The organism is Saccharothrix sabaoui, from assembly GCF_051756985.1.
In the GTDB taxonomy this organism is placed as follows: Bacteria; Actinomycetota; Actinomycetes; order Mycobacteriales; family Pseudonocardiaceae; genus Actinosynnema.
This window is the reverse complement of the sequence record NZ_JBPKJK010000090.1, coordinates 14,072-35,782: the sequence shown is the minus strand read 5'-3', so window position 1 is coordinate 35,782 and position 21,711 is coordinate 14,072. Positions and strand designations below refer to the sequence as shown.

The 21,711-nt window shown below is 74.5% G+C and carries 22 protein-coding genes; 14 read left to right on the top strand and 8 right to left on the bottom strand.

Going from position 1 to position 21,711, the window contains the following annotated elements; translation table 11 throughout:
• Positions 1–115: 115 nt before the first annotated feature.
• Positions 116–547 (top strand): alternative ribosome rescue aminoacyl-tRNA hydrolase ArfB, encoded by a 432-nt coding sequence (gene arfB, locus ACR807_RS25485; RefSeq protein WP_438923930.1) that lies wholly within the window; start codon positions 116–118, stop codon positions 545–547.
• Positions 548–585: 38 nt separating this feature from the next.
• Here the strand turns inward: arfB and ACR807_RS25480 are convergent, their stop codons facing one another.
• Together ACR807_RS25480 and ACR807_RS25475 are read right to left on the bottom strand one after the other, a co-directional pair.
• Positions 586–1,254 (bottom strand): response regulator, encoded by a 669-nt coding sequence (locus ACR807_RS25480; RefSeq protein ID WP_438923929.1) that lies wholly within the window; start codon positions 1,252–1,254, stop codon positions 586–588.
• On the bottom strand, positions 1,251–2,846 hold the full coding sequence (locus tag ACR807_RS25475; RefSeq protein ID WP_438923928.1) for a sensor histidine kinase: 1,596 nt from the start codon (positions 2,844–2,846) through the stop codon (positions 1,251–1,253). The genes ACR807_RS25480 and ACR807_RS25475 overlap by 4 nt, the downstream gene beginning before the upstream one ends.
• Positions 2,847–2,994: 148 nt before the next feature.
• On the opposite strand from ACR807_RS25475, the gene ACR807_RS25470 reads away from it, so the two are divergent.
• The 3 genes from ACR807_RS25470 to ACR807_RS25460 all read left to right on the top strand — a co-directional run bounded on the left by ACR807_RS25470 (position 2,995) and on the right by ACR807_RS25460 (position 6,132).
• Positions 2,995–3,978, top strand: a complete 984-nt coding sequence (locus tag ACR807_RS25470) for a Bug family tripartite tricarboxylate transporter substrate binding protein (protein WP_438923927.1) — start codon at positions 2,995–2,997, stop codon at positions 3,976–3,978.
• A 110-nt stretch (positions 3,979–4,088) separates the two neighbouring features.
• A complete protein-coding gene (locus tag ACR807_RS25465) occupies positions 4,089–4,598 on the top strand; it encodes a tripartite tricarboxylate transporter TctB family protein (RefSeq protein WP_438923932.1) in 510 nt (169 codons plus the stop codon).
• A 1-nt stretch (position 4,599) separates the two neighbouring features.
• Positions 4,600–6,132, top strand: coding sequence for a tripartite tricarboxylate transporter permease (locus tag ACR807_RS25460; protein ID WP_438923926.1), 1,533 nt, complete (start codon positions 4,600–4,602; stop codon positions 6,130–6,132).
• A gap of 60 nt (positions 6,133–6,192) precedes the next feature.
• On the opposite strand, the gene ACR807_RS25455 is transcribed toward ACR807_RS25460, so the two are convergent.
• On the bottom strand, positions 6,193–7,179 hold the full coding sequence (locus tag ACR807_RS25455) for a LacI family DNA-binding transcriptional regulator (protein ID WP_438923925.1): 987 nt from the start codon (positions 7,177–7,179) through the stop codon (positions 6,193–6,195).
• A 139-nt stretch (positions 7,180–7,318) separates the two neighbouring features.
• Here ACR807_RS25455 and ACR807_RS25450 point away from each other — a divergent pair, with 139 nt between their 5' ends.
• From ACR807_RS25450 to iolD, 8 genes are read left to right on the top strand one after another with little or no spacing between them, the layout of a single operon-like run.
• Positions 7,319–8,323 carry a Gfo/Idh/MocA family protein gene (locus tag ACR807_RS25450; RefSeq protein WP_438923924.1) on the top strand — a complete coding sequence of 335 codons (1,005 nt, stop codon included), beginning with the start codon at positions 7,319–7,321 and terminating at the stop codon, positions 8,321–8,323.
• Entirely contained in the window at positions 8,320–9,240 is a 921-nt protein-coding gene (locus ACR807_RS25445; RefSeq protein ID WP_438923923.1) for a TIM barrel protein, read from the top strand. The genes ACR807_RS25450 and ACR807_RS25445 overlap by 4 nt, the downstream gene beginning before the upstream one ends.
• Positions 9,237–10,226: a sugar ABC transporter substrate-binding protein gene (locus ACR807_RS25440; RefSeq protein WP_438923922.1), complete on the top strand. Its 990-nt coding sequence runs from the start codon at positions 9,237–9,239 to the stop codon at positions 10,224–10,226. The genes ACR807_RS25445 and ACR807_RS25440 overlap by 4 nt, the downstream gene beginning before the upstream one ends.
• Positions 10,223–11,263, top strand: coding sequence for an ABC transporter permease (locus ACR807_RS25435; protein WP_438923921.1), 1,041 nt, complete (start codon positions 10,223–10,225; stop codon positions 11,261–11,263). The genes ACR807_RS25440 and ACR807_RS25435 overlap by 4 nt, the downstream gene beginning before the upstream one ends.
• Complete coding sequence (locus tag ACR807_RS25430; RefSeq protein WP_438923920.1) at positions 11,260–12,039, top strand: ATP-binding cassette domain-containing protein; 780 nt, start codon at positions 11,260–11,262, stop codon at positions 12,037–12,039. The genes ACR807_RS25435 and ACR807_RS25430 overlap by 4 nt, the downstream gene beginning before the upstream one ends.
• Complete coding sequence (iolC, locus tag ACR807_RS25425) at positions 12,039–12,974, top strand: 5-dehydro-2-deoxygluconokinase (RefSeq protein WP_438923919.1); 936 nt, start codon at positions 12,039–12,041, stop codon at positions 12,972–12,974. The genes ACR807_RS25430 and iolC overlap by 1 nt, the downstream gene beginning before the upstream one ends.
• Before the next feature lie 17 nt (positions 12,975–12,991).
• Positions 12,992–13,888 (top strand): 5-deoxy-glucuronate isomerase, encoded by an 897-nt coding sequence (gene iolB / locus ACR807_RS25420; RefSeq protein WP_438923918.1) that lies wholly within the window; start codon positions 12,992–12,994, stop codon positions 13,886–13,888.
• Positions 13,885–15,801: a 3D-(3,5/4)-trihydroxycyclohexane-1,2-dione acylhydrolase (decyclizing) gene (gene iolD / locus ACR807_RS25415; protein WP_438923917.1), complete on the top strand. Its 1,917-nt coding sequence runs from the start codon at positions 13,885–13,887 to the stop codon at positions 15,799–15,801. The genes iolB and iolD overlap by 4 nt, the downstream gene beginning before the upstream one ends.
• 34 nt (positions 15,802–15,835) lie before the next feature.
• Here iolD and ACR807_RS25410 read toward each other — a convergent pair whose 3' ends face one another.
• The 3 genes from ACR807_RS25410 to ACR807_RS25400 all read right to left on the bottom strand — a co-directional run bounded on the left by ACR807_RS25410 (position 15,836) and on the right by ACR807_RS25400 (position 17,850).
• The gene (locus ACR807_RS25410; protein ID WP_438923916.1) at positions 15,836–16,168 is read right to left on the bottom strand and encodes a hypothetical protein; all 333 of its coding nucleotides are present in this window, start codon (positions 16,166–16,168) and stop codon (positions 15,836–15,838) included.
• A 1-nt stretch (position 16,169) separates the two neighbouring features.
• Positions 16,170–17,030, bottom strand: a complete 861-nt coding sequence (locus ACR807_RS25405; RefSeq protein WP_438923915.1) for a hypothetical protein — start codon at positions 17,028–17,030, stop codon at positions 16,170–16,172.
• A gap of 118 nt (positions 17,031–17,148) precedes the next feature.
• Positions 17,149–17,850: a Crp/Fnr family transcriptional regulator gene (locus tag ACR807_RS25400; protein ID WP_438923914.1), complete on the bottom strand. Its 702-nt coding sequence runs from the start codon at positions 17,848–17,850 to the stop codon at positions 17,149–17,151.
• 333 nt (positions 17,851–18,183) lie between these two features.
• On the opposite strand from ACR807_RS25400, the gene ACR807_RS25395 reads away from it, so the two are divergent.
• The gene (locus ACR807_RS25395) at positions 18,184–19,248 is read left to right on the top strand and encodes an NADH:flavin oxidoreductase/NADH oxidase (RefSeq protein WP_438923913.1); all 1,065 of its coding nucleotides are present in this window, start codon (positions 18,184–18,186) and stop codon (positions 19,246–19,248) included.
• A gap of 73 nt (positions 19,249–19,321) precedes the next feature.
• On the opposite strand, the gene ACR807_RS25390 is transcribed toward ACR807_RS25395, so the two are convergent.
• Positions 19,322–19,507: a DUF3073 domain-containing protein gene (locus tag ACR807_RS25390; RefSeq protein WP_438923912.1), complete on the bottom strand. Its 186-nt coding sequence runs from the start codon at positions 19,505–19,507 to the stop codon at positions 19,322–19,324.
• A 162-nt stretch (positions 19,508–19,669) separates the two neighbouring features.
• Between ACR807_RS25390 and ACR807_RS25385 the strand changes: the two genes are divergently transcribed.
• Positions 19,670–20,551 (top strand): DUF8083 family protein, encoded by an 882-nt coding sequence (locus ACR807_RS25385; RefSeq protein WP_438923911.1) that lies wholly within the window; start codon positions 19,670–19,672, stop codon positions 20,549–20,551.
• Here ACR807_RS25385 and ACR807_RS25380 read toward each other — a convergent pair.
• Positions 20,504–21,706, bottom strand: a complete 1,203-nt coding sequence (locus ACR807_RS25380) for an MFS transporter (protein WP_438923910.1) — start codon at positions 21,704–21,706, stop codon at positions 20,504–20,506. The genes ACR807_RS25385 and ACR807_RS25380 overlap by 48 nt on opposite strands.
• Positions 21,707–21,711 lie beyond the last annotated feature (5 nt).

The following is a 21,711-nucleotide window of genomic DNA, read 5'->3' as shown; positions in this document are numbered from 1 at the left end:
TGCGGAAGCCCTCATGCCCGCCGCGCGGCGACCGCACCGCGCTGCTGGGCCTCGACGGGGGCCGGGGCCGGTAAACCCGGCGACCGTACCCCGGTTGATCTTCTAACCTGGACGCATGGCTGAGGACCTGGTCGTGACGCGGACGCTGGTGGTGCCGGCGACCGAGTTGAGCGAGCGGTTCTCGCGCTCGTCCGGTCCCGGCGGCCAGGGCGTCAACACGGCGGACAGCCGGGTCGAGCTGTCGTTCGACCTGGCGTCCTCGCCCTCGGTGCCCGGCTGGCTGAAGAACCGGATGCTCGGCCGGCTGGAGAAACGGCTGGTGGACGGCGTGCTGACGGTCGTCGCCAGCGAGCACCGGGCCCAGTTGCAGAACCGCGTGGCGGCACGGGAGCGGCTCGCGCGAATCCTGCGCGACGCCGCCGCCGCGCCGCCCCCGGTGCGCCGGGCGACCAAGCCGACCAGGGGCTCGCAGGAGCGCCGGATCGCGGAGAAGAAGCGCCGGGCGCAGACCAAGCAGGGGCGGGGTCGCGGCGGCAACTGGGACTAGCGACCGCAGCGGCGATGAGAACCGGTGTCGGGAACCGGTCAGACCCGCCACACGTACAGGCGTTCCGGCCGTCCCGTCCCGCCGTACTTCAGCTTCACCTCGGCCCGGCCGGCGTTCACGAAGTGCTCCAGGTACCGCCGCGCCGACACCCGCGCCAGCTCGGTGGCCTCGGCGCACTCCGACGCCGACACGCCCTCCGGCCGCGCCCGCAGCACCCGCTCCACCAGCGCCGCGGTCTGCGCCGACAGCCCCTTGGGCAGCACGGGCGCGCTGGGCGGCCTACCGCCGAACACCTGGTCCACGTCGGCCTGCCCCGCCGACGACAGCTGCTCCAACCGCCGGTCGAGGGCGGCGAAGTGGGCCAGCTGGTCGCGCAGCGCCGCGTACTCGAACGGCTTGATCAGGTAGTGCAGCACCCCGCCGCGCATGGCGGTGCGCACGGTCTCCACGTCGGTCGCCGCGGTGATCACGATGACGTCGACGTCGTCGGCCGGTCCGCGCAGCTCGCGCAGCACGCTCAGCCCGTCGACGTCGGGCAGGTACACGTCGAGCAGCACGAGGTCGGGGCGCAGTTCGCGCACGAGCCGCAGCGCGTCGGCGCCGGTGTGGGCGACGCCGACGACCTCGAAGCCGGGTGTCCGCGACACGTACCCGCTGTGCACCTTGGCGACCATGAAGTCGTCGTCGACGACGAGCACCCTGATCACGCGACCACCTCCGGCACGGCGGGCAGTCGGGCGGTGAACGCGGCGCCGTCCACCCGCACGGACCCGCCCCGCCGCAGGCACGTCTGCCGGGTGAGCGCGAGCCCGAGCCCGCGCTCGCCCTGCTCGGCGGCCTTGGTGGTGAACCCGTGCCGGAACACTTCCTCGGCGAGTTCCGGCGCTACGCCCGGCCCGGAGTCGCGCACGACGACCAGCACCCCGCCGTCCGGCACCCCGTCGCCCGGCACCCCGTCGTCCGGCACGCCGTCCGAGGACCTGACCAGCACCTCGATCCACCCGTCGCCGCCGGACAGGGCGTCGAGGGCGTTGTCGACGAGGTTGCCGATGACGGTGACGAGGTCGGTGGACAGCTCCTCGTCGACCGGTCCGAGTGAACTCGACGGGTCCATCCGCAGGCCGACGCCGCGTTCGGCGGCGAGGCTGGACTTGGCGACGAGCAGCGCGGCGACGGCGGGGTCGGCGACGGCCGCCGCGACCTCGGCCCGCCACGCGCCCTGGGCGTGGCTGAGCCGGCTGATGAACCCGCGCACCTCCTCGTACTCGCCCAGCTCGACCAGGCCGGCGATGGTGTGGAGGCGGTTGCTGAACTCGTGGGCCTGGGCGCGGAGGGTGTCGGTGGCGTGGCGGGTGGCGTCCAGCTCGTCGCGGAGGGTCATCAGCTCGGTGCGGTCGCGCAGGGTGACGACGGCGCCGTGCGCGTCGAGCGGCACGTGGTTGAGGGTCAGCACGCGGCCGCCGGTGAGGGCGAGCTGGTCGACGCCGGTGGCGCGGCCGGTGAGCACGTCGCGCAGCCGCTCGTCGAGGTCGAGGGACGCCACGGAGCGCCCCACGGCGTCCCGGGGCAGCGCGAGCAGCGTCCGCGCGTGGTCGTTGACCAGCGTGATCCGGTGCTGCGGGTCGAGCGCGACGACGCCCTCCTTGATGCCGTGCAGCAGTGCCTCCCGGTACTCGACGAGCGCGGTGATCTCGTGCGGCTCCAGGCCGAGCGTCTGGTTCTTCACGCGCCGGGCGAGGAGCAGCGACCCGGTGACGCCGATGACCAGCGCCACGCCCAGCAGCCGCAGGGCGTTGTCGGGTGAGTCCAGCACACCCTCCCAGAAACCCGGTGCCCGCTGCCCGGCGGCGACCAGGCCGACGACCGCGCCGTCGTCGCCGATGACGGGCACGGTGGCGGTGGTCGCGCCGCCGAGTTCGCCGACCCACGACCGGCCGCGCGGGGCGGTGCTGTCGCCGATGTCCAGGAGCGTGCCCACCTGGCCGGGGTCGGGGGAGGTCAGGACCTCGCGCGCCGGGTCGGTGATGATCACGTAGCTGGCGCCGGACAGGCTGCGGGCGCTTTCCGCGAACGGGGCGAGCACCTGGTGGGTGCGCCGTTCGGGGTCGACCAGGGAGGCCCGCACGCCGGCGGTCGCGGCCACGTCCTCGGCGACGGAGAGCATCCGGCGTCCCTCGGTCGTGCGGAAGTTGGCCCCCGCCTGGACGACGGACAGCACGCCGACCGCGCACAACAGCGCCACGACCACCACCAGTTGCCACGCGAGCAGCTGGCGGGCGAGCGAACCCCGACCTCCCACCAGCACCTCCTACCACGGATCGCGCTCGCGCAGGAGCGGCCGGGGAGCGACCACAAAGACCACAAGAACCCTTAGGCGCGCAAGCGGGACTTCCCTGTTTACACGAGTGCAACATGTCCAACCACGCGGAAGAGAGGTGGGGATCACAGTGAGGGTCCGGAACTGGCTGGCGGTGGGCGCCGCCCTGGCGGTGGTGGTCCTCGTGCCCCCGCTGCTCACGTCGAACGCCGACAGCGGCACGGCGTCGCTGCGCAGCCTGCGCGTGCTGGTGCCGAACGCGCCGGGCGGCGGCTACGACGTCACCGCGCGCACGGCGGCGAAGGCGATGGAGGACGCGGAGCTGATCCGCAACGCGGAGGTGTTCAACCTGCCCGGCGCGGGCGGCACGGTCGGTCTCGGCCGCACGGTCAACGAGCGCGGCAACGGCAAGCTCGTCATGTCGATGGGCCTGGGCGTGGTGGGCAGCGTCTACACGAACAAGGCGCCGTCGTCGCTGCTGGACACCACGCCGATCGCGAAGCTCATCGAGGAACCGGACATCGTCGTGGTCGGCAAGGACTCGCCGTACCGGTCGCTGGCCGACCTGGTCTCGGCGTGGAAGGCGGACCCGGGCGCGGTGCCGGTGGGCGGCGGTTCGTCGCCGGGCGGGCCGGACCACCTGGCGCCCATGCTGATCGCGAAGGCCGTCGGCCTGGACCCGCGCACCGTGAACTACGTGCCGTTCGACGGCGGCGGCGAGCTGCTGGCGTCGGTGCTGGGCGGCAAGGTCGCGTTCGGCGTGTCGGGCGTCGGCGAGTACCGCGACCAGATCGAGGCCGGGCAAATCCGGGTGCTGGCGGTGACCAGCGGCGCACGGCTGTCCGGTGTGGACGCGCCGACGCTGCGCGAGTCCGGTGTGGACGTCGAGTTCACGAACTGGCGGGGCGTGGTCGCGCCGCCGGGCATCGCGGACACCGACCGGGCGCGGCTGGTGGACCTGTTCACCGACCTGCACGCCACGCCGCAGTGGCGGGAGGCGGTGGCGCGCAACGGCTGGACCGACGCGTTCGCGCCCGGTGACGAGTTCGGCGCGTTCCTGCGCGAGGAGAACGACCGGGTGGCGAGCGTGCTGAAGGAGTTGGGGCTGGCATGAGCGGGACCGAGGCGCGCGAGGCACCGGGGACGGGCGGACCGGACGCGCCCGAGGCATCGGGCACGGGCGGGACGGACACGCGTGAGGTGCCGGGAACGGGCAGGACCGACGTGCGCGAGGCGTCGGGTGGGAGCTGGTGGCGCGGGCACTCGGAGCTGGGCGTGTCGGCGGTGCTGGTCGCGCTGGGCGTGCTGGTGCTGGTGGACGCGATCCGCATCCACACCGACTTCGCGCAGCGCGGCCCGGTGGGCCCCAAGGCGGTGCCCGTGGTGGTGGGCGTCGGGCTGCTCGTGGTGGCGGCGCTGCTGGCGCGGGACGTGCTGCGCGGCGGCCGGGGCGAGGCCGAGGGCGGCGAGGACGTCGACCTGAGCGCGCCCGCCGACTGGCGCACGGTGCTGCTGCTGTGCGGGGCGTTCCTGGCGAACGCGGCGCTGATCGGCGTGGTCGGCTTCCCGATCTCGGGCGCGATCCTGTTCTGGGGTGCGGCCTACGCGCTGGGCAGCCGTCACTTCACGCGTGACCCGCTGATCGCCGCCGGGCTGTCGGTGGGAACGTTCCTCTTGTTCAACAACCTGCTCGGGGTGCCCCTGCCCGGCGGGCCTCTGGTGGGGATGTTCTGACGTGGAATCGTTCAACAACCTCCTCGACGGGTTCGCGACGGCGCTGACGCCGACGCACCTCGCGCTGGCCGCGCTGGGCGTGCTGCTGGGCACGGCGATCGGCGTGCTGCCGGGCATCGGGCCGGCGATGGCGGTGGCGCTGCTGCTGCCGGTGACCTACGGGCTGGACCCGACGGGCGCGTTCATCATGTTCGCGGGCATCTACTACGGCGGCATGTTCGGCGGCTCGACCACGTCGATCCTGCTGAACACACCGGGCGAGAGCGCGGCGGTGGTGGCGGCCATCGACGGCAACCCGATGGCCCGCAAGGGCCGCGGCGCGCAAGCGCTTGCGACCGCCGCAATCGGCCACTTCATCGGCGGGATCATCGGCACGACCCTGCTCGTCCTGCTCGCACCGACCGTGGCGGAACTCGCCGTCGACATCGGCGCGCCCGACTTCTTCGCGATCATGGTGCTGGCGTTCATCGCGGTCACGTCGGTGCTCGGCGCGTCCCGGGTGCGCGGTTTCGCGTCGCTGCTCATCGGCCTCGCCATCGGCCTGGTCGGCCTGGACGAGATGACCGGCCAGCAGCGGCTGACGTTCGGCTCGCTGCACCTGGCCGACGGCATCGACGTGGTCGTGGTCGCGGTGGCCCTGTTCGCGGTCGGCGAGTCCCTGTGGGTCGCCGCGCACCTGCGCCGCAAGCCCGTGCTGCCCATCCCGGTGGGCCGCGCGTTCCTGGGCCGCGAGGACCTGCGCCGGTCGTGGAAGCCGTGGCTGCGCGGGCCGTTCATCGGCTTCCCGTTCGGCGCGGTGCCGGCCGGCGGCGCGGAGATCCCGACGTTCCTGTCCTACGTGGCGGAGAAGCGGCTGTCGAAGCACCGCGCCGAGTTCGGCAAGGGCGCCATCGAGGGCGTCGCCGGTCCCGAGGCGACGGCCAGCGCGTCCGCCGCGGGCACGCTCGTGTCGATGCTGACGCTCGGCCTGCCGACCACGGCGGTGGCCGCGGTGATGCTGGCGGCGTTCCAGCAGTACGGCATCCAGCCCGGCCCGCTGCTGTTCGAGCGGGAGTCGCAGCTGGTGTGGGGCCTGATCGCGTCGCTGTTCATCGGCCTGTGCCTGCTGCTGGTGCTGAACCTGCCGCTCGCGCCGGTGTGGGCGAAGCTGCTGCGCATCCCGAGGCCGTACCTGTACGCGGGCATCCTGTTCTTCGCGAGCGTCGGCGCGTACGCGGTGAACGCGGACGTGTTCGACCTGCTGGTGATGTTCGTGGTCGGCGTGCTCGGGTTCGTGATGCGCCGCTACGGCCTGCCGGTGCTGCCCGCGATCATCGGCGTCATCCTCGGCCCGGCCGCCGAGCAGCAGATGCGCCGGGCGCTCCAGCTGTCGGACGGGGCGCTCACCGGCCTGGTCAACACGCCGTTCTCGATCGCCGTGTACGCGGTCGTGGCGTTGTTGCTGCTGTTCCCGCTGGTCAGGAAGCTGACCCGCAGGCCGGAGCCGCCCGTCGAGCCGTCGCCCGAGGTGGAGCGGCCGAAGGTCGACGCCTGAGGCGCTGCCCGGGGCGCTGCCCGAGGCGTTGTCGAGGCGCTGCCCGGGGTGACGCCCGGGTCACGGTGCGGGTGCGGTGGTCGAGCGGACGACGAGGGACGGGTGCAGCAGGTGCCGCACCGGTTCCGCCCGCTCGCCCCGCACCCGTTGCAGCAGCGCCTCGGCGGCGAGCCGGCCGAACTCGTTGCGCGGCTGGTCGACCGTCGTCAGCGACACGTGCCGCAGCGCCGCCAGCGACGTGTTGTCGTAGCCGACCACCGACACGTCGCGCGGCACGCGGTACCCGGCCCCCTCCAGCGCGGAGATCGCGCCGACCGCGTTGACGTCGTTGCACGAGACGATCGCGGTGGGCACGTCGCCCAGCAGCTCCCGCACCGCCCGCGCGCCCGCCGCGTCGGTGTACTCGCTGGGCACGACCCGCGGCGGCAGGCCGTGCGCCGCCATCGCCGCCAGGTAGCCGCGCCGCCGGGACGCCGCCTGGGCGCCCCCGCCGCCGTCGAGGTGCGCGATCCCGCGGTGCCCCAACGACACCAGGTGGTCCACGGCCAGCGCGATGCCGCGCTCGCCGTCGTCGTTGACCGTGTCCACCGTGGCCAGCCGGGACGAGCGGGCGACGAGCACCACCGGCGCCTGGTCGGCCGCCCGGCCCAGGTCCGCCGACGGCACCACCGGCGACAGCAGCGCCAGGCCCGCCGGCCGGAACGACAGCAGGCTGTCCAGCGCGCGCCGCTCCCGCGCCGGGCTGCGCCCGCCGGTGTTGATGATCAGGTCGAAGCCGCGGTCCCGGGCCACCTCGTCCAGGCCGTCCACGACCTCCGCGAAGAACGGGTTGTGCAGGTCGGACACCATCACGCCGAGCACGTGCGACGTGCGGCTGGCCAGCGAGCGGGCCATGGCGTGCGGCGAGTAGCCCAGCTCCCGCGCCGCCCGCAGCACCGCCGCACGACGCTGGTCGCTCACCCTCGGTGACCTTCGCATGACGAGCGAGACCAGGGCGCGCGAGACCCCGGCGCGGGCGGCGACGTCCTCCATGGTGGGTCTTGCCACGGGTGCCTCCTCGGCGCCGCGCCTGCCGGCGGCGAACGCGACCTTGACACCAGTGTGACGCACGCTACAGCATTGGGGCGCTCCAACCAATAGAGCGCTCTAACGGTAGACCGCGTCTACCAGGACGGAGAGCAGCGGAATGCGGATCGGAGTAGCCGGGGTCGGTCGGATCGGCACCATGCACGCCACGAACCTGGCCACCCTCGACGACGTCCACGAGGTGCTGCTGTTCGACCCCGTCCCCGGCCGCGCGGCGGCGGCCTCGGTGCTCCTGCCCGGCACCAGAAGCGTGGACGACCTCGACACGCTGATCACCGCGAGTGACGGCGTCCTGCTGGCCACGCCCACCACCACCCACCCGGCGCTGCTGCGCGCCGCCGTCGCCGCGGGCGTGCCCGCGCTGTGCGAGAAGCCCGTCGCGAGCGACCTCGACGAGATGGCCGCGCTGGTCGCCGACGTGGAGGCGTCCGGCGTGGAGGTGCTCGTCGGCTTCCAGCGCCGGTTCGACCCGGCCGTGTCCGAGCTGCACCGCCGCGTCCGCGCGGGCGAGGTCGGCGACGTCTACCTGGTGCGCGCCCTCGGCAACGACGCCCGGCCGCCCGACCCGTCCTACCTGCCGCAGTCCGGCGGCATCTTCCGCGACCTGCTCATCCACGACCTGGACGCCGTCCCGTGGCTGGTCGGCGAACCCGTCGTCGAGGTCTACGCCTCCGGGTCCGTGCTGGTGGACGAGGCGTTCGCGGCGGCCGACGACGTGGACAACGCCGTGGTGCTGCTGACGTTCGCGGGCGGCGCGCACGCCGTCCTAGCGGGCGGCAGGCACGACCCCGTCGGCTACGACCACCGCATCGAGGTGCTCGGCAGCCGCGACTCGCTCGCCACCGGCCTCGACCCGCGCACCCCGCTCACCTCGCTCGAACCCGACGGGCCGAAGGCCGGCGCCGACGCCTACCCCGGCTTCCCGGAGCGCTTCCACCGCGCCTACCTCAACGAGGTGGCCGTGTTCACCCGCGTCGTCGCCGGCACGGCGGCCAACCCCTCGCCCGTGCGGGACAGCCTGGTCAGCCTGCGGCTGGCCGAGGCGTGCGAGCGGTCCCGGCGCGGTCGCGCGCCCGTGCGCGTCGAGCAGGAGGCCGTCGCGTGAGGCTCGCCGGGGCCCCGATCTCGTGGGGCGTGTGCGAGGTCCCCGGCTGGGGCCGCGTCCTCGACCCCGCCACCGTGCTCGCCGAGATGGCGTCCCTCGGCCTGCGCGCCACCGAACTCGGCCCGCCCGACTACCTGCCCGCCGACCCCCGGGCCCTGCGCGACCTCCTCGCCGGGCACGGCCTCGCGCTCGTCGGCGGCTTCCTCGCCGTGCCGCTGCACACCGGCGACCCGGCCGCCGAGGCCGAGGCCGACCGGGTCGCCGCCCTGCTCGCCGCCGGCGGCGCCGAGGTGCTCGTGCTCGCCGCCGCCACCGGCCTCGACGGCTACGACGACCGCCCCGACCTCACCGGCGACGAGTGGCGCGCCCTCGTCGCCGGCGCCGCGCGGGTCCGCGACCGGGCCGCCGCGCACGGCCTGCGCACCGCCCTGCACCCGCACGTCGGCACGCACGTCGAGCGGGCGGCCGAGGTCGAGCGGTTCCTCGCCGACTCCGACCTGCCGCTCTGCCTCGACACCGGCCACCTCCTCATCGGCGGCACCGACCCCGTCGACCTGGCCCGCCGCCACCCCGACCGCGTCGGGCACGTGCACCTCAAGGACGTGCGGGCCGACGTCGCGGCCACCGTGCGCTCCGGCGCCACGACCTACGCCGACGCCGTCCGGCACGGCCTGTACGCGCCGCTGGGCGACGGCGACGTGGACGTCGCGGCCCTCGTCACCACCCTGCGCGCCGCCGGCTACACCGGCTGGTGGGTCCTGGAGCAGGACACCGCGCTCGACCCCGACGACACCCCGGGCACCCCGAGCACCTGGGCCGCCCAGGGCACCCGGGAAGCCCCGGCCGGCCCGCTGCACGACACCGCGCGCAGCCTCGCCCACCTCGCCACCCTGATCCCCGAACTGGAGCGACGATGACGTCCCCCCGAACGGCGGTGCGCGCCGGCCTCGCCCTGGCCGGCCTCGCGCTGCTGGCCGCGTGCAGCGGCCCCGCCGCCACCAGCACCGACGGCACCGGCACCGGCGCGGCCCAGGCCCCGACCGGTGACCTGCGCGTCGCCGTCATCTCCCACGGCACCGCGGGCGACGCCTTCTGGAACGTGGTGAAGAACGGCGCCACCGACGCCGGGAAGCAGCTCGGCGTCACCGTCGACTACAACTCCGACGGCGACCCCGGCCGCCAGGCCACCCTCGTCGACAACGCCGTGTCCCAGCGGGTCGGCGGCATCGTCGTGTCCCTGGCCAACCCCGACGCGCTCAGGACCTCCGTCGAGAACGCCGTCAAGGCGGGCATCCCCGTCATCACCATCAACTCCGGCTCCGCGCGGTCCGCCGAGTTCGGCGCGCTCGCCCACGTCGGCCAGGAGGAGACCGTCGCCGGCGAGCAGGCCGGCGTGAAGCTCAGGGACGCGGGCAAGCGCAAGCTGCTGTGCGTCATCCACGAGGCCGGGAACATCGGCCTCGACCAGCGCTGCGACGGCGCGCGCACCGGCTTCGGCGGCGACGTCACCACCCTCCAGGTCGACATCAACAACCCCACCGACGCCGAGGCCCGCATCCGGGGCGCGCTCCGGACCGACACCTCCGTCGACGCCGTCCTCGCGCTCAACCCGCAGGTCGCCGGGTCCGCCGTCAACGCCGTCAAGGGCGCCTCGTCGAAGGCCGTCGTCGCCGCGTTCGACCTCAACGCCGACGTCACCGCCGCGATCAAGGCGGGCGACGTGCTGTTCGCCGTCGACCAGCAGCAGTACGAGCAGGGCTACCTGCCGGTCGTGATGCTCAAGCTGTACCGCGACAACGCCAACACCGTCGGCGGCGGCAAGCCCGTGCTCACCGGGCCCGGGTTCGTCGACGGGTCCAACGTGGACGAGGTCGCCGAGTACGCCGAGCGCGGCACCCGGTGACGACCGCGCCCGCCGCGGCCGACGAGCGCACCCGGTCGCGGGGTCCGCTCGACCGGCTCGTCCTCCGCCCCGAGATCGGCTCGCTGCTCGGCGCGCTGCTGGTCTTCGCGTTCTTCTCGGTGGCCACCGAGCGGTTCCTCAGCGTCGGCGGCGTCGCCACCTGGCTGGACGACGCGTCCACCCTCGGCATCATGGCCGTCGCCGTCGCGCTGCTCATGATCGGCGGCGAGTTCGACCTGTCCGCCGGCGTGCTCACCGCCTCCACCGCCCTGGTCACCGCGATCCTGGCGACCCGGCTCGGCTGGAACGTGTGGCTCGCCCTGCTCGCGTCCCTCGTCTTCGCCCTCGGCGTCGGCGCGCTCAACGGGTGGCTCGTCCTGCGCACCGGCCTGCCCAGCTTCATCGTCACCCTCGGCACGTTCCTCGCCCTCCAGGGCCTCAACCTCGGCGTGACGCGCCTGGTCACCGGCACCGTGCAGGTGTCCGGCATGAGGTCCGCGGACGGCTACGCGTCCGCTGGGTTCCTGTTCGCCTCGACGGTCACGATCGGCGGCACGGCCTTCTACGCGTCGATCGCGTGGTGGGTGCTGTTCACGGTCGTCGCCTCCGCGGTCCTGCTGCGCACCCGCTTCGGGAACTGGACGTTCGCCGTCGGCGGTTCCGCGCCGTCGGCGCGGGCGGTCGGCGTGCCGGTGTTCCGCACCAAGGTCGCCCTGTTCACCACCACCGCGTTCGCCGCGTGGGTCGTGGGGTCGATCAACATCCTGCGGTTCACCAGCGTGCAGGCCAACCAGGGCATCGGCCTGGAGTTCCAGTACATCATCGCGGCCGTCATCGGCGGCTGCCTGCTCACCGGCGGGTTCGGCTCGGCGGTCGGCGCGGCGATCGGCGCGCTCATCTTCGGCATGGCCCGGCAGGGCATCGTCTACGCCAACTGGAACTCCGACTGGTTCCAGCTGTTCCTCGGCGTGATGCTGCTCGCCGCCGTGCTCGTCAACAACGCCCTGCGGCGCCGGGCGGAGAGGGTGCGGCGATGAGCGTCCCGCTGATCGAGGTGCGCGGTGTCGGCAAGACCCACGGCAGCGTCGTGGCCCTGCGCGACGTGTCCGCCGTCGTCGACGCCGGCGAGGTCACCTGCGTGCTCGGCGACAACGGCGCGGGCAAGTCCACCCTGATCAAGATCCTCTCCGGCGTGCACCGGCACGACACCGGCGAGTTCCTGGTCTCCGGCGAACCCGTCCGGTTCGGGTCGCCCCGCGACGCCCTCGACCTGGGCATCGCCACCGTCCACCAGGACCTCGCGGTCGTGCCGCTGATGAGCGTGTGGCGCAACTTCTTCCTCGGCGCCGAACCCACCACCGGCGTCGGCCCGTTCCGCTTCCTCGACCGCCGCCGCGCCCGCGAGACCACCAGGACCGCCCTCGCCGGGATGGGCATCGACCTGCGCGACGTCGAGCAACCCGTCGGCACGCTCTCCGGCGGCGAGCGCCAGTGCGTCGCCATCGCCCGCGCCGTCCACTTCGGGGCCCGGGTCCTCGTCCTCGACGAGCCCACCGCCGCGCTCGGCGTCAAGCAGGCGGGCCTCGTGCTCAAGCACGTCGCGCGGGCCCGCGACCGCGGCCTCGGCGTCGTGCTCGTCACCCACAACCCGCACCACGCCTACCCCGTCGGCGACCGGTTCCTGCTGCTCAAGCGCGGTCGCCCGCTCGGCACGCACGACAAGGCGGACATCGGCCTGGACGAGCTGACCCGGCAGATGGCGGGCGGCCCCGAGCTGGAGGCGCTGACCCACGAGCTGCGGGGCACGACCTGATGGGCGCGCCGCCGGAGCTGCTCGCCATCGGCCGGGTGGGCGTCGACCTGTACCCGGAGCAGAGCGGCGTGCCGCTGGCCGAGGTCCGCACGTTCGCGAAGTCCCTCGGCGGGACCGCCACCAACGTCGCCGTCGCCGCCGCCCGCCTCGGCCGGCGCGCCGCCGTGCTCACCAAGGTCGGCCCCGACGGCTTCGGCCCGTACGTGCGGTCCGCGCTCACCTCGTTCGGCGTGTCGGCAGAGTTCGTCGGCACCGCCCCCGGCCTGCGGACGCCCGTCGTGTTCTGCGCCCTCGACCCGCCCGAGGACCCGCCGCTGCTGTTCTACCGCGAACCCCTCGCCCCCGACCTGGCGCTGGAGCCGGCCGACGTGCCGTGGGACCTGGTGGCCGAGGTGCCCCTGCTCTGGGTGACCGGCACCGGCGTCGCCGCCGAACCCGCCCGCGCCACGCAGCGCGCCGTCCTCCGCCACCGCGCCCGCCGGGCGCACACCGTGCTCGACCTGGACCACCGCCCGGCGTTCTGGCCGGACGGCGGGTCCGCGCGCCGCGAGATCGGCTGGATGCTCGACCACGTCACGGTCGCCGTGGGCAACCGGGCCGAGGTGGAGGTCGCCGTGGGCACCGCCGACCCCGACGAGGCCGCCGCCCGCCTGCTGGACCGGGGCGTGGAGCTGGCCGTGGTGAAGAAGGGCGCGGAGGGCGTGCTGGTCGCGACCCGGGCCGGGGCCTGGACCGTGCCGCCGCACCCCGTGGACGTGGTGTGCGGCCTGGGTGCCGGTGACGCGTTCGGCGGCGCCCTGGTCCACGGCCTGCTGTCCGGCTGGGACCCGCCGCGGACCGCGCGGTACGCCAACGTGGCCGGCGCACTGGTCGCGGGCAGGCTGGCGTGCGCGGACGCCATGCCCACCGCGCGCGAGATCGAGGAGCACCTGTGACACCGGGAGGTCCACGCGTGGAGCTGCACCGACCGCTCGGGAGCCTGGCCCGCGGCGGGCACCCCGTCGAGCTGACGCCCGACGACGCCGGGTGGGAGCGGGTCGCGCTGCGGGTGCTGCTGCTCCACGCCGGCCGGGAGCTGACCGTGCGCACGGGCGGGTTCGAGGCGTTCGTCCTGCCCCTGTCGGGCGGCTGCGCGGTCGAGGTCACCGCGGCGGACGGGGCCGTCGAGCGGTTCGACCTGGTCGGCCGGGAGTCGGTCTTCACCCGGGTCACCGACTTCGCCTACGTCGGCCGGGACTCCGAGGTCCGCCTGTCCACCCGCGACGGCGTCGAGGTCGCCCTCCCGATGGCCCGCTGCGAACGCCCGCTGCCGCCCCGCTACGGCCCGGCGGAGGACGTGCCCGTCGAGGTCCGGGGCGCGGCCGGCGCCACCCGCCAGGTCACGAACTTCGGCGTCCCCGGCGCCTGGGACCACGCCGACCGCCTGATGGCCTGCGAGCTGATCACCCCGGACGGCAACTGGTCGTCCTACCCGCCCCACAAGCACGACGGCACGTGCGACGTCGCCAACGAGGAGGTCTACTACTTCCGCGTCGCCGGCCGCGACCAGGTCACGCCGTCGCGCGAGGGGTTCGGCCTGCACCGCACCTACACCGACGACGGCGCGCTCGACGAGGACGTGGTCGTCCGCGACGGCGACGTCTTCCTCGTCCCCCGCGGCTACCACGGTCCGTGCGTCGCCGCCCCCGGCTACCCGCTGTACTACCTGAACGTGTTGGCCGGTCCCGGCCCGACGAGGTCGATGGCGTCCTGCGACGACCCCGCCCACTCCTGGGTCCGCGACACCTGGGCCGCGCAGCCGACCGACCCGCGCTGCCCGGTCACCACCGCCAGGGGGAGGCGCCGGTGAGGCTCACCACCGCCCAGGCCCTGGTCCGCTGGCTGCTCGCCCAGCGCACCGAACTCGACGGCGGCGCCGCGGCCCCGCTGTTCCCCGGCGTCTTCGCGATCTTCGGCCACGGCAACGTGCTCGGCCTCGGCACCGCCCTGGAGGAGGTCGAAGATCACCTGCCCGTGTGGCGCGGGCACAACGAGCAGGGCATGGCGCTGGCCGCCGTCGGGATCGCCAAGGCCACCCACCGCCGCCAGGTCGGCGTCGCCACCTCCTCCCTCGGCCCCGGCGCGCTGAACATGGTCACGGCCGCGGGCGTCGCGCACGCCAACCGCCTGCCGCTGCTCCTGCTGCCCGGCGACGCGTTCACCAGCCGCGCGCCCGACCCCGTCCTCCAGCAGGTCGAGCACTTCGGCGACCCGACCACCACGGTCAACGACGCGTTCCGGCCGGTCAGCCGCTTCTTCGACCGCATCACCCGCCCCGAGCAGCTCCTGAACGCCCTCCCGCAGGTCGCCCGCGTCCTGACCGACCCGGCCGACTGCGGCCCGGTCACCCTCGCCCTCCCGCAGGACGTGCAGGCCGAGGCGTTCGACTTCCCGGACGCCCTGTTCGCCCCGACCACCCACCGCCCGCACCGCCCGCGCCCCGACGCCCGCGCCCTGGGCGAGGCCGCGGACGTGCTGAGGAGGGCGGAACGGCCGCTGCTCGTCCTCGGCGGCGGCGTCCGGTACTCGCGCGCCGCGGGCCGGGCCGTGCGCTTCGCCGAGCGGCACGGCGTCCCGGTCGTGGAGACCACCGCCGGCCGCACCCTCGTGCCGCACGACCACCCGCTGCACGCCGGCCCGCTCGGCGTCACCGGCTCGTCCTCGGCGAACGCCCTGGCCGCCGAGGCGGACGCGGTGCTCGCCGCCGGCACGCGGCTCCAGGACTTCACCACCGCGTCGTGGACGGCGTTCGCCCCCGGCGCCGCCCTCGTCGCGCTCAACGCCGCCCGCTTCGACGCGGTCAAGCACGGCGCGCTGGAGCTGGTCGCCGACGCCGACGAGGGCCTGCGGGAGCTGACCGACGCCCTGGGCGACTGGCGGGCCGACCCCCGGTGGACGGCGCGGGCCGCGCACGAACGCGCGAGGTGGGACGCGTACGTCGACCACCTGCGCGCCCCGTCCGGCACCCCCTCCGGCGCCCCGTCCGGCACGCCGACGTACGCGCAGGTCGTGGGCGTGGTCAACGACCTGTCCGGGCCGGCCGACTACGTGCTGACGGCGTCCGGCGGCCTGCCGGGCGAGCTGGTCGGCGGCTGGCGCGCGGTCGGCGAGGCCACGATGGACGTCGAGTACGGGTTCAGCTGCATGGGCTACGAGCTGGCGGGCGCGTGGGGCGCGGCGATCGCGCGCACCGGGGGCGTGGTGACCACCCTGCTCGGCGACGGCTCGTACCTGATGCTGAACTCCGAGCTGTTCTCGGCGGCGTTCGCCGGGCACGGCTTCGTGGCCGTGGTCTGCGACAACGACGGCTACGCGGTGATCGACCGGCTCCAGCGGGCGCAGGGCGGGGCCGCGTTCAACAACCTCTACGCCGACGTCCGCACCCGGCACGCCGAGCCGCCGCGCGCCGACTTCGCCGCGCACGCCGCCGCCCTGGGCTGCGCGGTGTTCCGGGCGGACGGGGTCGACGACCTCCGCACCGCCTACCTCGACGCCCGTGCCGCGGCGGCGGCCGAGCACCGGCCGGCCGTGGTCGTCGTCCGCACGCACCCGTCGTCGTGGACGGACGCGGGCGCCTGGTGGGAGGTCGGCGTGCCCGAGGTCGCCCACCGGCCGCAGGTCGAGGCCGCGCGCGGTGAGCTGGCGGAGGGCCGGCGGCGGCAGGTCCGCTACCTGCGCCGGAGCGGCGGAACGGGACCGGGCGGAACTGGACCGGGCGGGTGAGCCGGGTCGGGTGACCCGGGTCGGGTGAGCCGGGTCAGGTGAGCCGGGCGCGGGGCAGCCCCGGGCCCACGTCGTGCAGCACCGCGCGCAGCGCCCGCGCCGCCTCGGGCCTCTCCCACAGCATCGTGTGGATCGACCCCCGCCACTCGGTGGCGAACTCGGCCCGCGCCAGCTCCATCCGGACCCGCGGCACGGCGACGAGCCTGCTGCGGGCCTCCTCCATGCGCTCGCAGACCAGCTCGCACCGGGTGGGGGCGAGCGCCGCGGCCACCCGGGTGCGCAGGTCCGGCCACAGCTCGGTGTCCGCGGCCCCGGCCAGCGCGCCCGCGGTCGCGCCGGCGAGCAGCCTCAGGGGTTCCTCGCGCACCTCACGCCCCCTCGTCCCGGCGGTACCCCGGCCCGAAGTGCGATCCCCGCTGGTCGTTGCGGTCGAAGTTCTGGATCACGTCGGCGCGCTGCGGCGAGGCGTACACGTCCCGGCCGCCCTGGATGACCGTCGAACCGCCCTCGGCCCGCGCGGTCTGGGTGATCCCGCCGGTCGGGGCCGGCGGACCGGCGACGGGCGCCGGCACGGCGTCGTCGGGCACGGCGTCGGGCGCGGCGGTGGCGTCGGCCGGGGCGGCGGGCGGCGCGCCCTCCTCCTCCAGCCGCACGGCGTGCGCGTCGCCCTGCGGTATCCACAGCCACCCGTGCCCGGTGAACGTCTTCACCCGCACCTCGACGCGCCGGAAGTCGGCGGCCCGCAGCGTCGTGTACCCGCCCTGCACGAGCGAGCTGTAGACCACCTCGGACAGCACCACGACCAGGTCGGCGTCGGTCTGCTCCAGCCCGGCGCGGGCGGCCTTGCTGTCCAGCAGCCTGCTGACCAGCACCGAGTCGGCCCCGGGGTAGCCGTTGGCGCCCTCGGCGGTGATGCCGTGGTGGATGGCCATCCGCATCCGGAGCCGGGCGTGCGGCACCCGGTAGGCGTTGACGTGCTCCAGCTCGGACGCCAGGGCGCGCACGTAGCCGTCGACCACGGCGTCCTCGGCCGTGGTGGAGGGCACCACGGCCCACTCCTCGTCGCCCTTGGGCTGCCGGACCCACTGCGACCGGTCGATCCCGGCGGCGGCGCCCGCCCGGTCCAGGGTGCGGACCAGCAGGTCCTGCAACTCGCGCTGGAGCCGGTCGTCGGCCGAGCTGTAGCTCCTCAGGTCGCAACAGACCAGCAGACCGCGCTGGAAGCTCATGGGTTCGACCCTTTCGACGTGCGGGTACGGGAGTGGCGCGACCGCGCGCACGCACGGCCGCGCAGGGTCACTGTGGAGTACGACATCGGCGTCAATCCCGCAGAACTGCGGTTCGGCCTCAGATACCCGCGAATTTCCGCAACCCGGCCAGGTCCGGCACCAGCACGTCACGCCTCAGGTGACTGACCACCACCCCCGCTTTCCGCAGATCGGAGAACGCCTTCTCGGCCGTCCTGGGTTTCATCCCCGCGATGGAGGCGAGTTCGACCTTCGTGAGCGGAATTCCCAGCGTCCACCCGTGCGCTTCTTCCCGGCCGTACGTCTGCACCAATTCGGCGAGCACCCGCGCCACGCGCTCGGCGGCGGGGTGGGACAGGAAATCGCGCCGGCGCTGGTTCGCCCAGCGGAGGCGGTCGTTGATCATTCCGATCAATTCGACGAAAACGTCGTTCCGCCGGTGCAGGAAGCTCATCAGCTCACCGCTGGTGATCAGCTTGGCGACCACGTCGCCGCACGTGACCACGGTGGCGGAGCGGGGCTTCTGGTCGAGCGCGGCCATCTCGCCCACGAGGTCGCCCGCCACCCTGATGGCGAGCAGCGCCGTGTCGCCCGTCTCGTCGGTGGTCTGCACCTTGACCACACCGTCGAGCAGCAGTAGGACGTGAGTGTCTTTCGCGTCTTGCTCGATGACCTCGCGGTCGGCCGTGTACCGCACGACCGTGCCGATGTTCAGCAGCTCTTGGCGGGTGTTCTCCCGGAGGCGGCCCAGCAGGCTGTTGCTGGGCCACGCTGGATCATGTGCGAACGTGGTGGTCGGCATGGGCAGCATGGGGGTCCTGTTACTGTCGTGACCGGCGGGACTTCGAATGGGCCGACCTGCGTCAGGTGGCAAGTGATGGTCTCCCCGAACGTGCTGCGGACAGTACACCCGAATGGGCGTAACTGGCCCCCTCTTGTCCGGCGTTTTGCGTGCCGACCCCCTCGTGAAGATCACGTGCGAATGCACGCGCAATACCGATCCGAATGGAATTGCGCAGCTCCCGCGACGTGAGACGGTCGACACGCGGGGGAACAAGCTGTCCGATCCGGGACCTTGGACCTGTAGACGCGCCGAACGGCCCGTCACCCACCGGACCCCCCGAGGAGCCGCCCCGTGAGCCCGCTGTTCAGCCCGCTGACCCTCCGCTCGGTCACCCTGCCCAACCGGATCGCGGTCAGCCCGATGTGCCAGTACTCGGCCCGCGACGGCCTGCCGAACGACTGGCACCTGGTGCACCTCGGCTCCCGCGCGGTCGGCGGCGCGGGGCTGGTGCTCACCGAGGCGACCGCCGTGCAGGCCGTCGGCCGGATCTCGCCCGAGGACACCGGCCTGTGGAGCGACGCCCACACCGAGGCGTGGCGGCCGGTCGTCGAGTTCGTCAAGGCCAACGGCGCGGTCGCGGGCGTGCAGCTCGCCCACGCCGGGCGCAAGGCGTCCACCTACGCCCCGTTCGCCGAGCGGCGCGGCGGGGTCGCCGACGCGGACGGCGGCTGGACGCCCGTCGCGCCGAGCGCGGAGGCGTTCCACGAGTCGTACCGGCGGCCGGAGGCGCTGGACGCCGACGGGATCGCGCGGGTCGTCGCCGACTTCGCCGCGGCGGCGCGCCGCGCGGTCGAGGCCGGCTTCCAGGTCGTCGAGGTGCACGCCGCGCACGGCTACCTCCTGCACGAGTTCCTCTCGCCGCTCAGCAACCACCGCACCGACGAGCACGGCGGTTCGCTGGAGAACCGCACCCGGCTCACCCGCCAGGTCACCGCCGCCGTCCGGGAGGCCGTGGGCGAGGACGTGCCGGTGCTCGTGCGCATCTCCGCCACCGACTGGGTCGAGGGCGGCTGGACCGCGGAGGACAGCGTCGTGCTGGCGCGCGACCTCGCGGCCCTGGGTGCGGACCTGGTCGACGTGTCCACCGGCGGCAACGTGCCGCAGGCCGACATCCCGACCGGACCCGGGTACCAGGTGCCGTTCGCCGAGACCGTGCGGCGGAAGGCCGACGTGCCCACCGGGGCCGTCGGCATGATCACCGACGCCCGGCAGGCGGAGCAGGTCCTCGCGGACGGCTCAGCCGACCTGGTGCTGCTGGCGCGTGAGCTGCTCCGCGACCCCTACTGGCCGTTGCACGCGGCGCAGCAGCTCGGGGTGCGGCTCAACCCGCCGCGGCAGTACGCCAGGGCGTTCTAGGTGCCCGTGCCAAAGGTCGGGCTGCCGGTGGTGTTCCGGCAGCCCAACCTCTGACAGCGGGTGTTGTGACGCGTCAGCGACGGTAGTCGTCGTATTCGTCGTCCACCGGGTCGTCGAAGCGTTCTTCGCTCCGGCGACCTGCGGCGGACTCGCCGCTGGACAGCTCGCGTTGCAAGGCGTCGACGTCGATGGAGTGAGAGCTGTATTTGAGCTCCCTCGCCACCTTGGTCTGCTTGGCCTTCGCTCGGCCGCGCCCCATGGCTCGACCCCCTCGCACAGGGACGGGGGCGGCCGGGGGAACGGCGGCCCCACTCGTCTCGACAACTAGTTCCTGGTAACTACCGTACCGTGTCGAAGGGGTTCCTCGCGACGCGGTAGGCGTGACACGTGCCGCCAAATCTCACCATGGGAGGATGCGCGGGTGCCTCGACCGTTCGTCGCCTACCTCAGGGTGTACGAACCGCTGTCGGCTCTTGACGCACCGTTGGCCGATCAGGTGCGAAAAGCCCTGGAGAACGGGCCCTTGAGCCGGGCGGACGTCGGCGCGCGGGAACGGGAGCTGTGGTTGCGGTCACAACTCACCCGACCGCGTCGCCTCCTGCCCGGTGAGCGCCCGGACGGCGGCGTCGCGCCCGACGCGCCGTTCGACGTGATGACCATCAGCCCCGCCGAGGTGCCGGGGGAGGTCGGCCCGGGACCCCTGGTCTGCCCGCTGGACCTCCGCGCCCGCTCGGCCGCCGCCCTCATCGGCTTCCTCGCCACCTCCACCGGCCCGCTCCAGGACGAGGCGGTGGCCGTCGAACCGGACGCCGTCCGGGCCCGCGCCGCCGCCGTGATGGCCGAGCTGGCCGGCGGGGCGGTGCACGTCATCTCCACCACCTGGACGGTGCCGCTGCCGTGGTTCGCGCTGGTCGAGCCGGAGGCGCGGCGGATCGTCCTGGCGCCCCGGGACGACCCGGAGCGGCAGGTGTCGTGGCGGGTGGCGATGGCCGACGCGCGGGAGCGGGTGGCGCGGGCGCACCGCGTGGTGTCCGGCTCCCTGGGCGACGAGGGGCCCGCCAAGGTCCTCGCCGACACCAAGCGGTGGCTCGACCACTTCGCGCCCGGCTCGGCCGTGGAGCTGGACTACGGCGGCCTGGTGCAGCTCGTCGAGGACGAGGACCTGCTGGAGGACACCTCGGCGGCGGACGTGAACGCCGTCGTGGACGCCCTGGAGGCGGGCGACGCCGAGGAGGTCGCGCTGCGCTACGAGCGGCTACGGGAGTTCTGGGGCGAGCTCGCGCGGCGCGAACGGCACGGATAGCAGCAGGCGGGCCCCCACCGCCGCCGCGGCGGCCAGCAGCAGGGCCGAAGACCACCCGATCGTGACGGCGACCCAGCCCGCGAGCGGGGGCGTGACGGTCGCGGACAGGTAGTTGGCGGTGTTCTGCATCCCCAGCGCGGTGCCCGTGCGGCCCGGCGGGGCGAGTTCACCCGCGGCGGTGATCGCGACGCCGTTCCAGCACAGCGCCAGGGCCGCCGTGGGCACGAGGACCGCCACCAGCGCCGGCACCGGCGCCCGGTCGAGCGCCGCGCACAGCGCGAACCCGACCGCCACCAGCACGCTGAGCACCTTCAGCGGGCCCACCCGGGTCGCCGAGCGGTCCGACCAGACGCCGACCACGAGCCGGCCGAGCCCGCCCGCGACCTGGGCGGCGGCGAACAGCCCGGCCGCCGCGCCCACCGCCAGCCCGCGGTGTTCGTGCAGCAGCTCGACCATCAGCGCGGCGGCGGTGAACTGGGGCACCACCAGCAGCCCGCTGGCGGCGGAGAGCCGGATGAGGTTCCGGTCCTTCAGCACGACGCCGTGCCCCCGGCCGGTGGACCGCACGTTCCACGGCGGTTCGCGCACCAGGAGGGCGACGGCGAGCGCGACGAACCCGGTGAACCCGGCCAGGGCGAGGAACGCCACCGGCACGCCCGCACCCAGCGCCAGCACCGGCAGCACGACGGCGGCCAGCGCGGCGCCCAGCGGGGTGGCGGTCTGCCGCAGGCCCATCGCCAGCCCGCGCCGGTCCGGCGGGAACCAGGTCAGCACGGCCCGGCCGCTCGCCGCGTTCACGCTCGCGCCGAACAGCCCCACGCCGACCAGTGCGATCCCGGCGACCACGGCCCCGTCGAGCGCCGCCAGGGCGAGGAACAGGGCCGCGCCGACCCCGCCGACAGTCATCACGAGCCGCTCGCCGCGCCGGTCGGCCATCGCGCCCCACGGCACGAGGGTGAGCATGGTGCCCAGGTTGACCGCGCCGAGCAGCAGGCCGACCTGGGGGAGCGACAGCCCGAAGTGGTCGCGCAGCTGCGGCGAGATCGCCGGCAGCCCCAGGAACACCGCGGCGTTGGTGCCCTGGGCCAGCGCGCCGACCGCCAGCACCACCCAGCGGTACCGGGTGGGCGGGATCGTCGGGCTCCGCTGTGCCATCAAGC